The organism is Bacillus sp. GW823-FHT06A11 (assembly GCF_058795355.1).
On sequence record NZ_JBXAHS010000005.1, the window covers coordinates 310,980 to 325,756 of the forward strand.

Below are 14,777 nucleotides of genomic sequence, written 5' to 3' on the forward strand. Positions count from 1 at the left end.
TTCAAAACCTTAGCTTGATGGCGATGGGGTCACCATATCAAAAAAGATAATTGTGCGTTTAGACATATTTTCAACCACTTCCTATTCGTTAAGGAACTCGTTATTTTTTTACAGTTTTTTATAATGAAATTCTAAATAACTAATTATAATAGGTGAAAAAAACGATCAATAGTTGGGGTACGGAAAGGATTCGAATTTACATTCTTTCTCAATACATATCATGGATAAATAAAGTGAAATATGGGTTGGGTCTATGTCTCATGTTGTGTTAATCCTAACAATAACTAAGGGTACATAATATGCTTTCATACCATTGAATAATTTTGTTATAGAAGGGATGGAGATTTAAATGGCTCAAATTGTTGGTATTGATAGATACCTTTGTACTGGGGCTTTAATCTATATGCGTGAGGGCCTTTCCCTAAGTCTTTTCAGGAAGTAAGGATCGGTAAGCAAACACTTATACAATATGAATAGAGGAGAGGAATGCCTTATGAAAATACGTAGTCAAATTACATGTGCAAGTCTGGCCCTTTTAATAGCTGGAAGTTCCCTGTTATATACAACATCAACCTCAATTGTAAAGGCAGAGCCTACTCAAAATGTATCTATTTCGTTACAAACAAATACTCAACGAGATCGTACTTCCGTCAAGCAAGCAATGCGGGATACATTGCAACTTGGATACCCGGGGATACTTGCTAAAACTTCTGAGGGTGGAAAAACGTGGGGATATGCCGCTGGAATAGCGGATCTGAGAACCAAGAAACCAATGAAAACAGATTTTCGCTTTCGCATTGGGAGTGTGACGAAGACGTTCACCGCAACAGTTGTACTTCAATTAGTTGGAGAGAATCGCCTGAAGCTAGACGACTACATCGAAGACTGGTTGCCTGGTGTCATTCAAGGAAATGGATATGATGGTAACAAGATTACTATTCGGCATATATTGAACCATACAAGTGGTATCGCTGAATACTCAAGGTCAAAAGACGGTGATTTTACGGATATAAAAAAATCGTATACGGCTGAAGAGTTAGTGAAGATGGGGGTTTCTCTCCCTCCAGACTTTGCCCCAGGAGAGGGCTGGTCTTATTCAAACACAGGATACGTATTACTGGGCATTCTTATTGAAAAAGTAACCAGAAACAGCTATGCGGAAGAGATTGAAAATCGGATTATTGAACCACTTGAATTGTCGAATACATTCCTACCAGGCAATTCAAGTGTTATTCCAGGCACTAACCATGCCCGTGGATATGTCCAACCAGACGGAGCAAGTGAGCTAAAAGACGTTACTTATTATAACCCAAGTGCAGGTAGCTCTGCTGGAGATATGATTTCTATTGCTGACGACTTAAACAAATTCTTCTCTTACTTGCTCGGTGGCAAATTACTGAAGGAACAGCAACTAAAACAAATGCTTACTACTGTGCCTACAGGAAAAGAAGGAATGGATGGATATGGTCTTGGAATCTATGAAACTAAGCTTCCAAGCGGTGTCTCGATATGGGGACACACAGGTGGCATTCTAGGGTTTACTACCTTTGCTGGGGGTAAACTTGGAGGCAAGCATACGTTGGTTGTCAATTGGAATAGTTTGGGTAGAACTGACAGTCCTAATCCTTTTAAAAAAATTTTACTTGCTGAATTTAGCAAGTAGGAAAAAAGGAAAAATTTATCGTTTTTTCATAGTTAAAAATATACTTTTCTGGTTCAAAAACCCCAACTTATTTTCAAGAAAAATTTGGGGCTTTTTTTGTTTTGGTGGCATTTATTCTTCTTAAAATGAAAGTAAACTTTTGGGTAAAAGTTTACTTTGGAGTTTTGAATCATTTTATAACTAATTTTGCAAAAAATTTCTCAATATAGATATAATTGCTAATTATAGTTATAATATTCAAAATTAACAAAAATAAATTATAATAAAAATATGATGGTTATTCCCTTTGTTTACTCCTTGTGCTAAAGATAAGATTGTGTTCCCGATCTTATCTTTTTTCTTTGTAGATTTTTGATACAAAAAAAGAATCCTTATAACAAGGATTCTGCAACAGGAAATAACAAAATATAAACGATTGTAGCATATATAAATTTAGTTCTTATTATAATGGTAATCCTTTGGCTACTCTATTTTGATATTCTTTAAGGGGCAGTGTAACAGATTTATTTGGTGCATCTATTGGAGTTGCTTTAACATATATCTCAGAATAATGACCACCTTCACCGCTAAACTCAGATTGAATATCTACTACTGGTATTTGTATATTTTTATTATCTGGTTGTAGATAAGATTCAAAGTTCAAATATGATGGTGTTGGTTTTGAACCATTCGTAAGTAAATAATACACTTTTGAATTGTAAAAATTAGGACGTGATTCCTGCCACGTCCATCCATATCCATTTTGATCATAGTAGGATAGTTTCGGAACATGAACTGTTGATTTTGTTTTAAATGTTCCTGAGAAATTAGCGGCTTTCACTATACCAAAATATGTTGTGGTATAACCAGCCTTACAAATTACAGGCTGTGATTTAAATATAATTTGTTCTTCATGAGTAGATGTGTTAGAACTTGTATGAGTATAATTAAATTCAGATGAAAGTGTAATCTCTTGACCGCCTTCAGCAACAAAAGGAATTTTAACTGCTAACGTTGATTTTGAAGATACTCCTAATTTAACCCCTTCTTGGTTTGAATAGGTAAAAGACTCTGTTGTTTTGATACTTTTTTCAGGAGAATACCATGTTTGGTCTACTAATCCATCATTTTTGTATGATAGTAGTTCTATTTGTTGTGTAGGTCCCCAACTATCAAAATGTGCTGTTATATCTAAGTTATTAACATCAGTATGATATTCGGGCTTAGATACATATTTAGTTGCAGTATTTGGATTAGCTGCAGTACCTTCTGGAGTCATTCTATCTTTTATATCTTGTATAAACTTATCTTCATTATAAACATTATCACTCTTTGTATTAACATTTAATATTGTACTTTTTGTAGCATCTGCAAAAGAAGTAGTAGGCATACTTACTACTCCTATACTTAACATACATGCGAATGGCATCATTACAGCCATTTTTTTATATGATTTCATCAATATTCTACCTCTCTTAATAGATTTAGCATTATGCTATTAATATATCTAATTGACGGAAAATACTCAATATTCCGTTTAATCTGTCACTATCGGATAAAATTAACTAGTTTTTTAGGTTTTATTACATATATGCATCTAGAAATATGTTAATTTTTTTTGTTAATGTCATATTTAAGATAAAAAGATATATAGAAATTAAGAAATCTACTGTTAATTGTCATAAATTCTACAATGTTTTTAAATGGGTTTATCTTTCTGGCGTACCGCCAGCATTTCGGAAAAAAACCACGCTAAGCCAAAAATACAATAAGCTGTCCATATGGACAGCTTATTTACATAATTATCGTTATCAGAAGTTGATCAACATCAGTTTATTCGTCTTATAAAATAGAAAACTAAGGAGGACAAAGTAATAGGAAGACTAAATTTAATAAAATCCATTATAGAATAAGATACATATGCTCCAGATAATCCAATGTATATTAAATATGTATAGGAAACACCTAATAATATAAACAGGGGAATCCCAATACTTAATTTATAACTTATTTTTATTTTTCTATAAGAAAATTCTCCTAGTAAACAGCCTATAAGTACAGGTATGCTCCCATACATAATGTAAAGAAGAGTCATCGACCAGGGGGAACCAAATGATGCTTTCATACCTTCAGAGTTATTTATAAATTCCAAATTAGATGTAAATATAGAAAAAAATATAAGACATACTAAGTAACTAACTATAAATTTTTTCATTTCTATCCCCCATATTATTCACAATGATATCTTTATTATATACAGTTACTCTTATCTAATATAGATAAAATGCAATATGTATATTGTATTCATGCTCGGTTAACATAACGTCCTATTATTAATAGCAAATAAAAAGACTTGTCTTTTTTTATAAAGGACAAGTCTTTTTAAAATTCTTCATCAAAAATGATAAATAATCTTACCAATGTTTGCGATTACTATGACAACAAATAATAAAACATTTACATTTTCTATGATGTCTACATCTACAAGAATCATTATCATGTTTGTGTTTCCACCAGTCGTTATGATCCTCACATTTACTAGAACGACTACTATGTTTCCACCAGTCGTTATGATCCTCGCATTTACTAGAATGACTACTATGTTTCCAACAGTCATTACTCCAACTCATTTTTATACCTCCTCTCAAACAAGAGTTATATTATTCTATGTTTTAATAGAAAAAATGCTTGTTTGATAACCTATAGTGAATTTTATAAAAAACTTCTACGAATATTTATTCAAAGGGAGTTAACATAACATAAAATTATCGGTAGCAAGAAAAAAGCGAATTCCCTTTGAAAGTAGGGTTTCGTCTTTTTCTTTTTCTATAACCCTATTCATCTTTTTATACATTCCTGTCCTGGCGTGTGTTCAGGGCTCTTGTTTGTTACTGCATTAGCCAAAAAACTGTATAAAATCTTGCATACTCTTAGCGTGGGGTTTTTCCAAAATGCTGGCGATACCCCATGCCCATCAAGTTAACAAAAGCGAATACCCCCAGGACGAAATTTTCGTACATTTTTGACAAAAAACTGCTTATTTTTTTGTTTTGGGAAGTATCCGTTTCTTAAGTTGATGGAGTTAATGGTGATGTGGCGATAAATACTATAGGTTTTATGTGTGTACCTATGTGAATCGCTCCCCTTACATTCATAAAATGTAGTTAGACATAGTATTGAGAGTATTCCTTGTGATAAAACGACATTGAAACAGGTCTTTCTTTACTACTTCAAACAAAAAAGTTTTGAAAGAACCTACTGAAGTAGAGATAGTTTTATAAAATTCATTTGTAGTGTTATATAGAATCAAAAAGGATATTTATACCATATTTGAATTGTTTTATGTTAAAATTATTCTGAATATTAATATTATTGTCAGGAGGATTATAAATGCTTACACCAGAACAAATCTCCAACTTATTTAGAAACTTTTCAGAAAAAGAATGTAAAGGGTCGAGCGATTTATATGAAAATTTATCATTAAGAATTGCAGAAGATGAGGAAATTCTTGCATTAGTGTCACATGCACAAATTGGTCAGCCTATTCCAAATTTATTATTTGGTGCCGTTCACTATTTATTATTGAAAGGCAACAGTCATGTATTAAAACAATACTACGGTAGCCTCGTTTCAACTCCAGAAAAAGATTTAGACCAGGCATTTCACCATTTTAAAGATTTTTGCCAGCTTCATAGAGAAGAAATTATTGCTATTTTAAAAACGAAGTTAGTACAGACAAACGAAGTAAGAAGATGTACATATTTATATCCGAGTTTTTGCTATATGTTTAATAAAGTTAATAAACCTTTAGCATTAATTGAAATCGGAACAAGCGCTGGTTTACAATTATTTTGGGATCAATATTGTTATTCGTATGGGACAGAGAAAGTGTATGGTAACATAAATTCTAAGGCTCAATTAAAATCGGAAATAAAAGGTGAAAATCAACCATTTCTTTTACAACAAAGCCCTCCTGTCACAGAAAGAATTGGACTAGATTTACATATAAATGATTTGAATGATGAGGAAGATTATTTATGGTTACGCTCGCTCATTTGGCCGGAGCATAAAGAAAGGCTTGAAATGTTCGATCATGCAGCAACTTATTTAAAAGAACAATCAGTGAAACTTATAGAAGGCGATGGGGTATCTCTTCTTTCTGAAATTGAAGAACAAATTCCAGAGGATTCAGTGATTTGTGTTTTCCATACACATGTAGCGAATCAAATACCAGAGAGTGAAAAGCATAAACTAGTAAAGCAGATTAAAGAAATTGGTGCGAAACGAGATGTTTTCCACCTTTACAATAACATGTGGGATAGAGATCTTCATCTTGATTATTTTATTAATGGTAAAGAATACAATGAAACGGTCGGAGAAACGGACGGTCATGCACGCTGGTTTAGCTGGGGATTAGAGAATAAATCTTTGTGCTAAATTTAGATGTACAGTAATATTTTTAAAGTAGTTGGGGTCACTATATATCACTATCAATCTAAGATAAATTTATATCCATAATTCACAGAAAACGTTATTCTTTTTGTAGAAATATACAGAAAGGATGGCGTTTTTTTATGAATCTATCGATTCAAAATGGGTTTCATTTGTTCGCCGAAGAACTACAGCGATATCTATCTCCATATGTTCTTCAACAACTCGCACAGGAAACAGGGTTTGTAAAACGTAAAAGTAAGTATGGCGCACGCGATTTGGCTGCTTTATGTATTTGGATTAGTCAACATGTAGCAAGTGATTCTCTCACTCAATTATGTAGTCAGCTTTATGCAAATACAGCTACACTCATAAGTCCAGAAGGACTGAATCAACGCTTTAATCCAGCAGCTGTCGCATTTCTTCGAGAAGTTTTTACTTCTCTTCTCACACAAAAACTCTGTTCAAATCACTCACTTTCTGCACATATAATCTCTACTTTCAATCGTATCCGTATTCTAGATGCAACAGTGTTTCAACTGCCTGATCAATTCGCCACTGACTATCAAGGTTCAGGTGGGAGTAGTAATAAGGCAGGCGTGAAAATCCAATTGGAATACGATTTACTTAATGGTCAATTCCTTAACGTGCAGCTTGGACCAGGAAAAAATAATGATAAAACATATGGTACCATCTGTCTTAGAACCGTAAAAGCAGGCGATTTGTGTTTACGTGATCTTGGTTACTTCGATTTAGGAGACTTACAAGCCATTCATGATAAAGAGGCTTACTATATCTCGCGGTTGAAGTTGAATACACGCATTTATATCAAGAACCCTGAACCAGAATACTTCAACAATGGTACGTTAAAAAAGCAAACAGAATACATCCAGCTTGATATGACACAAATGCTGTCTGGTCTAATCCCTGGTGAAACGATGGAAATCCCCGAGGCATACATTGGCCAAAATCAGAAACTTCCAGCACGTGTCATTATCCATCGTTTAACCGATGATCAAACACAAACACGTCTGAAAAACCAAGCGATACGTGAAAAGAAGAAAGGCATTGTCATGAAGGATAAAAGTAAACGTTTAATGGGCATGAATGTATATATTACGAATACGTCACTAGAAGAAGTACCGACGAACTACGTGCATTCACTATATTCACTTCGTTGGCAGATTGAAATTTTGTTTAAAACGTGGAAATCATTCTTTGAAATTGATGAATGTCAAAATATAAAAAGAGAACGCCTAGAGTGCCATTTATATGGACAACTCATTGGCATTCTCCTCTGTTCTTCTACGATGTTTCAAATGCGTCAGTTTTTGTTTGAAAAGAAAAAGCAGGAGCTGAGTGAATATAAAGCGATTTATATGATTAAAGATTACTTTCCATTACTGTTTCAAGCGATATCCGTTGGCACAGAAGAACTTTTAAAAATTCTGCATCGCCTTTATCAACTGCTCAAAAAGAACGGCCGTAAATGTCATCGGTATAAGAAGATGACCGTCTTTGATATTCTAGGGATTGTGTATAAAACGACAGTGAAGGATAGACAAGCTGCCTAGCGAAAAAATCGCGTTTTAATAGGCTTCTTTAGCATGCCTACTTTTTTATCACTTGCTAGTTTTAAAACAAGAATCATTTCGTATCTAGTAATTTATTTGATTAGCTTGATGGGCATGTGGCGATACCCCATGCCCATCAAGCTAAAAAATGCAAATACCTCAAAACAAAAAATGAGTATTTTGTTACAAGTTAGTACAAAATTTCGTTCTGAGGTACTATAAAATTTTAGATTGATGGGCATGTATGGTGAGGCCTAATAGTGAACACTTCAAGAGTGGCTATATATCCTTATGACAAAATGCTGTAGAAAGCTTAAGAATTCTTAAGAACTTTTCCCCCTTTTTTTTAAGATTTGGACGCTAGTGTATAATTATGAATTCAAACCTGTGGGTGGATTAAGTATGAAAATAATTCATTTTCTTATTTTTGTATATAATGAACTAGAAATCAGTTGGTGTAGCCCTTTCAATTTCAAGGTTTATTGGAGTCAAAATAATTTAAGGAATTAATTTGAAGAAAATAAGATAGAAATGTTTCAACTGTTTATGTCTTTAGTTGTTCAATACGAGAAAAAATGTGGAGGAATCATATGGAGTTAAAAATTCTTATTGTTGATGATGATAAAGAGATTAGAAATCTTATCTCTGTTTATTTGGAAAATGAAGGTCTGAAAACTCAAAAAGCTGAAGATGCTATGGAAGCTTTACAATTGTTAGAAGAAAATGAATTTGATCTTATTATTTTAGATATTATGATGCCGAATATGGATGGTATTGAAGCTTGCATGAAGATTAGGGAGAATCGCAATATGCCTATCATTATGCTATCTGCAAAATCTGAGGATATAGACAAAATTCAGGGTCTAGCCTCTGGTGCAGACGATTATTTATCAAAACCGTTTAACCCATTAGAATTAATTGCTAGGGTAAAATCGCAATTAAGAAGGTTTAAAAAATACAATACGTCCATAGAACATAATAAAAGCATTCTAGAAATTGGTGACTTAACCGTGAATACAGATACTCGTCAAGTATGGGTAAGGGAAAAGGAAACAAGGCTCACTCCAAAAGAGTTTGCTATTCTCGAACTACTTGCCCGCAACAAAGGGATTGTCCTGAGTGTAGCAAAAATATATGAAGCAGTTTGGGAAGAGGTTTTTTATAAATCAGACAATACTGTCATGGTGCATATTACAAAAATAAGAGACAAAATAGAAGAGGATTCTAAACATCCCATTTATATTAAAACTGTGTGGGGAATTGGATATAAAATATGAAGAATGTTAGTTTTAGAAATAAGATCATTATAAAACTTCTTGGTGCTGTTGCAGTTAGTTTTTTTATTTCATTTGGTTTAACAATCCTCATTTTGGTATACGTCGTAGATCCATTATTTGTAAAACACGAAGAATTTGGTATCTTTGAAGCCAATTTGGCACTGTTTTTCTTATTCGCGTTCGCAATCTTTAACTTTATCATACTTTTTTTGATATTGGTTCGAAAGAAAATAGTATATTTGAAGCTCATTTCGGATAATGTAAATGATATTGCCAATGGAAAACTGGGTTTGACAATTGGGATTAAGGGGAAGGACGAATTGACCCAACTTGCTCAAAATATCAACTATATGTCTAAGGAATTGGAAAATACATTTGAACAAGAAAGACGATTAGAACGTACAAAAAATGAACTTATAACGAACGTATCTCATGATTTACGCACACCGTTAACATCTATTATTGGCTATATAGATTTATTAAAACGAGGGCAATACAACAATAACACACAATTACAGGAATACCTTGAAACCACGTATTCAAAGTCACAGAGACTGAGATATTTAATTGATGAGCTGTTTGAATATACTCGTTTATCAGGCATAGATGCTAAGTTAAATCTTAATGAAGTCGATTTATCTGGTTTGTTGGAACAAATAGTTGGAGAATACATTCCTATATTTGAAAAGGAAAGTTTAATCGTTCAAAAATCAATCACGGAAGAAACAATACCTATCTTCATAGATGTAGAAAAAATGGTACGTGTTTATGAAAATCTGTTTATGAATGCGATAAAGTACAGCATGAAACCATCGGCATTATTCGTATGTCTTGAACGAATAGGTAATAAAGCAATTTTGAAAGTGTCGAATAAAGTCGAGAAACCACCTGTTAGCGATCCTAATAAATTGTTTGAAAGATTTTTCAAGGGTGATAAGGCAAGAAAAAGTGATCAAGGAAATGGACTGGGGCTTGCTATCTCAAAAAGAATTGTTGAACTTCATCATGGTAATATACATGCAGAATATAAAGAAGGTTGGATATCCTTTATTGTTGAACATCCAATCGAATAGATTGGCTTATGGAATTACAGGTTCCATAAGCTTTTTTTTATAAACCTTAAGAATTCTTAAGGTTTTTTCAGGGTGTTTCCTAATTTTTATAGTTTATCATGTATGTATTCAAAGCGATGAGGTGAGTGGAGAAATTAAAATAAAATTTTCTTTACAGCTTCCAAGTGGATACATCGTGACAGCCTTATGGAAAAGGTAGATGCAACATGACTATTTTGTTAGTAGCAAATATGAATAGCAACTTATTTTAAAGAAATGAAAAAACAAACGTAGGAGGATATATATGACGAAACCAGTTGTAGACGTGAAAAACGTCCAAAAAGTTTACGGTAAAAAAGGTGAGAACCAATCACACGCGTTAAAAGGTGTTTCATTCTCAATTCATGAGGGGGAGTTTGTCGGAATTATGGGGCCATCTGGTTCTGGTAAAACAACATTATTAAATGTAATTTCAACGTTAGATAAAGCGACAGGCGGTGTTGTTGAAATTGCGGGTACGGATATTACGAAAATGAAGCAAGGTGAGCTTTCTGATTTCCGTTCGCAAAAATTAGGATTCATTTTCCAAGACTTTAACTTATTAGAAAATTTATCTATTTACGAAAATATTGCACTTCCACTTTCACTTCAGGGTGTCCCATCACGAAATATTGGACAGAAAGTAGAAAAGGTAGCTGATATGTTAGGAATTTCAGCAATCCTTCAAAAGTATCCATCTGAAGTATCTGGTGGACAAAAACAGCGTTCAGCAGCAGCACGTGCGTTAGTGCATGAGCCAGCAATTATTTTAGGGGACGAGCCAACAGGAGCGCTTGATTCTAAAAATGCAACAAGTTTACTGGATGCGATGACAAACTTAAATAAAGAACAAGGTGTATCCATTATGATGGTGACGCATGATCCTTACAGCGCAAGTTACTGTCAGCGTATTTTATTCATTCAAGATGGTGAGTTATATAAAGAAATTCATCGCGGTGGTACCCGTGAAGAATTCTATAAAGAAATTTTAGACGTGCTTGCAAACTTAGGCACACAAAAAGCGTAAGGAAGGAAGTTCAATCATGTTATTTAAACTTTCTATGTCAGGCCTAAAAAGTAAGTTGCAAGATTACATTGTTTTACTTGTTGGTCTTATTGTCTCTATTTCAACTTTTTATATGTTTCAAACGCTAGCATCCAATAAAACGTTCCTTGAATCTAATTCTTCTATTAGGGATATTGTGGCTGTCTTTAAAATTGGTTCCTTTTTGTTAGCGGTTATCACATTTTTCTATATTTTATATGCAAACTCTTTCTTATCAGCTCTTCGTCAAAAAGAATTTGGTATGTATATGATGTTAGGAGCAAAAAAGCATAAAGTTACATTACTTATGTTTATCGAAACAATCGTATTAGGCGCTGTGTCTCTTGCGATTGGAATTACAATTGGTGTAGGACTTGCAGAAGGTATCGGTCAACTATTAATGAAACAACTCGAGTTTGCTGGTGAAGGTTATAAAGCATTTTATCTACCATCAATAACTATTACTTGCGTCTACTTCTTTGTACTATTTATATTATCAGCAATTATGAATAGTATTAAATTATCGCGTATTTCTGTACTGCAACTTGTACATGCAGATGCACAAACTGAACGTGTCGCCGTAAAAGGAAAAATGACCGTTGTAGTTGCATTCCTTGGTATTCTTTTATTGGGTATTGGTTATGCATCATTGATTTATATGTCATATGTAAATCCGCTAATTGCTTTGGGATTAATGGCCGTTGGATTAATCACAGCAACCGTTGGTACTTACCTTATATTTGGATCACTTCTCCCAGTTATGATTAACAAGCTAAAGAGTAATAAAAAACATAGTGAAAAAGGCTTAAATGCTTTTACTTTTGCACAATTAAATTTCCGCATTAATGGTCTAACAAATGTGCTTGCAACAGTAGCAATCTTAGTGGCTCTTGGTGCTGGTGGAATTGCTTGTGGTATGGCATTTAAAAACAACATCCTAAAAACGACAGATCAAATGCGAATTTACGATTCAGTCATTCATAATCCAACAGCGGAAGAAAAGAAAATTTTGGGTGGTATCTTATTTCAAGAAAAACATGAATATCATTACAAAGTTGATGATAGGTATGTTTATTATCTTAAAGAAGATGTAGAAAAAAATCGTCCTTTCTTGCAAGGTATGAAAATAGAGAAAGTTTCAGAGGAAATACCCATTGGTGCATTTTCAATAAAACGGGTTCAAGGAGAGACGAACACAAAACAATGGATCCAGGCTTTCAGAACGATCCAGCCAGATTATATGTATCCTGATTATGAAATGAAAATTGTAGATCAAAACATATACGATGGTATGAAGGGTAAAGAAAGTACTGTGTTTATGGGGAGAACAGATGATTTTGGATCATACATAAAAGAATGGAAAAAACTTGATGAATTACAGATGGCAAAATATAAAAATGTGAGAGCGGAAGAATTGGATAGTAAGTATCAAGCGTATATTGTGAGTCATAATTTTGCCAGCGGACTAATATTTATGGGTTTTTTCGTTGGAGTTGCATTTTTAGCAATGATGGCAAGCTGCTTAATGTTTAAAATTCTATCCGGTGCATCCAAAGATAGTACACGTTATCAAATGCTTCGTAAAATTGGTGTTCGCAGGGAGTTATTAATACAATCGATTTATAAAGAGTTATTCTTCGTATTTTTAGTCCCAGAAATTGTGGGTATTGTTCACGTATTAGTTGGTATAAACATGTTCAGCGTTCTTTTGGCTGATCCGTACTTTCGTATTTGGCTACCAATTATTATTTTCGTAGTAATTTACTCGATTTACTACTTGATTACAGTTCAATTGTATAAAAGAATTGTACTTCCGAAAGAAAAATAGTTTTACAAAACATACAAAATTTTAAACTCAAAAAACCAGTGATATCCTACACATGTACTAGTATCACTGGTTTTTTATATGGAAATTTGATGGTCAATTTGACAAATTATAAAAAATTACAAGCTCAGTTTTACATTTTCCCAACGATATTTTTGTAAAATTATCTTTCTTTTCCCTCTGTTTGATTGGCTTGGAACTCCATTTTTAACGCAATACTATCCCCTTGGAACACGTTCTGATCTGTACCGTTGTCTTCAAATACAAACTTTATCCAAAACCAATCCATTTTCCCAGGTTTTAACCCCCCTGTTTCAGTCCACTTAGAATGAAATACTTTTTTGGAGACAATCTCTGAACTTTGTGATTTTAGTTCTGCAAGGGTTGTCTCGTATGCAGGGCTTTTTGCAGGATCCCAATCCCAAAGAAATTGTACTTTAATATGTTTACCGAAATCTTCTGTAGTATTATTTTGTTTTAAGTCGTTTACAGTATAGTCTATTTTCATCATGATATCTTTAATATCTAAGGAACCACTATTTTTTAAATTGAATTTTTTTAATATTTTGTCCCCAGGTTTTAAATTTTCTAAGTTAAGTGAAGTAGTTGGTTGCATAGCTAAATCCAATGTACCTGCAGCAAATGTATTATTTGTCACAACTTGATCGCTAAAATATGCATATGTTCCCCCACCGATTAAAGACATACCAAGAGCGGCTGAAACCACTCCAACACCTAATTTCTTTTTCAATGACATTTTTTGTTCCTCCCATATCATTTTTACAATTTTTCTCCCTAATTAACTAAAACGCTCCCCTTAATACAGGTATAGCATCAATTGTAAGAATTTTGTATTGAAATAAGAATATTACTTATTGAGAAAATTATGTTGTTATCTGTTTTCTATAAATTAAACGTACTCAAAATAGAAAGTTTGAATCCGGAATTTAATTAAAGTTAAAGGGCAATGGATGTACCTGTAACGTACTGTTGATTCGAAAGGAAACACAATCGATTTTTGTCTAAACAAAACAAGAGATGAAAAGGCTGCAAAGCGCTTTTTTAGGAAAGCGCTGCGGCCTTTTCATGTTTCAAAGCCACGTGTAATAACAGTCGATAAGAATCCGGCTTATTCTATAGCAATTGGGTAGTTGAAAAAAGAAAAAGGCATACCTGATAGTAAGCAACTTAGACAACAAAATTACTTGAATCATATAGAAGATGGACTTGTAACATAGAATACGATTCCGTTAGGAATATATATGTTTTATTCTCTTTTACTTTGTTTTTGCATCAGAACCAAAATACAAAGGGAGCAAGAAGAGCTACGTAACCGTCAAGAGAAAATAAAGAAAGAGACAGAAGAACGACAATATATTCAAATACAGAAAGCGTAGCTATATAGAAAAAAGCGCTATGGAACAAATGAAACTTGTATCATGTCTATATATTGAAACCATATTAAAAGTGAGGGCAGTTTTATGTTTATTCAAATAAGTTTGAGGTGTGGAAATGGAACAGAAGTTTACTGGAAAATGTAATCATGACGAGCTCGACTATGTTATTAAAGACTATTGGCAAGATGTATGGAATTATTCATTTATTATTACAAAAGATCCACACTTATCAGATGATATCACACAAGATGTCTTTATAAAGGTTTTTAAACATTGGCATTCGTTTCGAAAGGATTCATCCATTAAAACGTGGATATTAAAAATCACAAGAAATACAGCCATAAACTATTTAAAATCATCCTATTTTAAAAGGATATCTTTAGTGGGATTTTTTAGTGACGACAAGCAGTCTTCTTCGGCAGAACAAGAATTTTTTAAGCAAGAAGAAATGAATGATGTGTGGAAGGTTGTATTAGAACTACCTAAAAAGCACCG

At 33.2% G+C, this 14,777-nt stretch carries 12 protein-coding genes and 1 pseudogene; 9 read left to right on the forward strand and 4 right to left on the reverse strand.

The features are described from left to right. Positions 1-493: 493 nt before the first annotated feature. On the forward strand, positions 494-1,663 hold the full coding sequence (locus AC1Q8L_RS23740; RefSeq protein ID WP_072941647.1) for a serine hydrolase domain-containing protein: 1,170 nt from the start codon (positions 494-496) through the stop codon (positions 1,661-1,663). Between the two features lie 442 nt (positions 1,664-2,105). Here the strand turns inward: AC1Q8L_RS23740 and AC1Q8L_RS23745 are convergent, their stop codons facing one another. From AC1Q8L_RS23745 to AC1Q8L_RS23755, 3 genes are all read right to left on the reverse strand, one after another. Beyond that, positions 2,106-3,101: an ETX/MTX2 family pore-forming toxin gene (locus AC1Q8L_RS23745; RefSeq protein WP_097853973.1), complete on the reverse strand. Its 996-nt coding sequence runs from the start codon at positions 3,099-3,101 to the stop codon at positions 2,106-2,108. 369 nt (positions 3,102-3,470) lie between these two features. Next, positions 3,471-3,857 carry a hypothetical protein gene (locus AC1Q8L_RS23750; RefSeq protein ID WP_000713582.1) on the reverse strand — a complete coding sequence of 129 codons (387 nt, stop codon included), beginning with the start codon at positions 3,855-3,857 and terminating at the stop codon, positions 3,471-3,473. 199 nt (positions 3,858-4,056) lie between these two features. Beyond that, positions 4,057-4,272: a hypothetical protein gene (locus AC1Q8L_RS23755; RefSeq protein WP_080017766.1), complete on the reverse strand. Its 216-nt coding sequence runs from the start codon at positions 4,270-4,272 to the stop codon at positions 4,057-4,059. 760 nt (positions 4,273-5,032) lie between these two features. On the opposite strand from AC1Q8L_RS23755, the gene AC1Q8L_RS23760 reads away from it, so the two are divergent. The 6 genes from AC1Q8L_RS23760 (at position 5,033) to AC1Q8L_RS23785 (ending at position 12,888) form a co-directional block, all read left to right on the forward strand. Then, the gene (locus AC1Q8L_RS23760) at positions 5,033-6,079 is read left to right on the forward strand and encodes a DUF2332 domain-containing protein (RefSeq protein ID WP_016136153.1); all 1,047 of its coding nucleotides are present in this window, start codon (positions 5,033-5,035) and stop codon (positions 6,077-6,079) included. 137 nt (positions 6,080-6,216) lie between these two features. Beyond that, positions 6,217-7,647, forward strand: a complete 1,431-nt coding sequence (locus AC1Q8L_RS23765; RefSeq protein WP_084065842.1) for an IS4 family transposase — start codon at positions 6,217-6,219, stop codon at positions 7,645-7,647. Between the two features lie 590 nt (positions 7,648-8,237). Further along, a complete protein-coding gene (locus AC1Q8L_RS23770; protein ID WP_000420702.1) occupies positions 8,238-8,924 on the forward strand; it encodes a response regulator transcription factor in 687 nt (228 codons plus the stop codon). After that, a complete protein-coding gene (locus tag AC1Q8L_RS23775; protein WP_000800291.1) occupies positions 8,921-9,997 on the forward strand; it encodes a HAMP domain-containing sensor histidine kinase in 1,077 nt (358 codons plus the stop codon). Before AC1Q8L_RS23770 ends, AC1Q8L_RS23775 begins: the two co-directional genes overlap by 4 nt. 283 nt (positions 9,998-10,280) lie before the next feature. Continuing rightward, the gene (locus tag AC1Q8L_RS23780; protein ID WP_000165834.1) at positions 10,281-11,042 is read left to right on the forward strand and encodes an ABC transporter ATP-binding protein; all 762 of its coding nucleotides are present in this window, start codon (positions 10,281-10,283) and stop codon (positions 11,040-11,042) included. Between the two features lie 16 nt (positions 11,043-11,058). Further along, positions 11,059-12,888: an FtsX-like permease family protein gene (locus AC1Q8L_RS23785; RefSeq protein WP_097853974.1), complete on the forward strand. Its 1,830-nt coding sequence runs from the start codon at positions 11,059-11,061 to the stop codon at positions 12,886-12,888. Between the two features lie 160 nt (positions 12,889-13,048). On the opposite strand, the gene AC1Q8L_RS23790 is transcribed toward AC1Q8L_RS23785, so the two are convergent. Beyond that, positions 13,049-13,642: a TasA family protein gene (locus AC1Q8L_RS23790; protein WP_000053759.1), complete on the reverse strand. Its 594-nt coding sequence runs from the start codon at positions 13,640-13,642 to the stop codon at positions 13,049-13,051. A 193-nt stretch (positions 13,643-13,835) separates the two neighbouring features. Here AC1Q8L_RS23790 and AC1Q8L_RS23795 point away from each other — a divergent pair. Both AC1Q8L_RS23795 and AC1Q8L_RS23800 read left to right on the forward strand, forming a co-directional pair. After that, positions 13,836-14,102, forward strand: a pseudogene (locus AC1Q8L_RS23795) (DDE-type integrase/transposase/recombinase); the annotation flags it as partial. Positions 14,103-14,397: 295 nt separating this feature from the next. Then, positions 14,398-14,777, forward strand: a 380-nt coding sequence (locus AC1Q8L_RS23800; protein ID WP_208730037.1) for an RNA polymerase sigma factor, incomplete at its 3' end; no start/stop codon positions are given.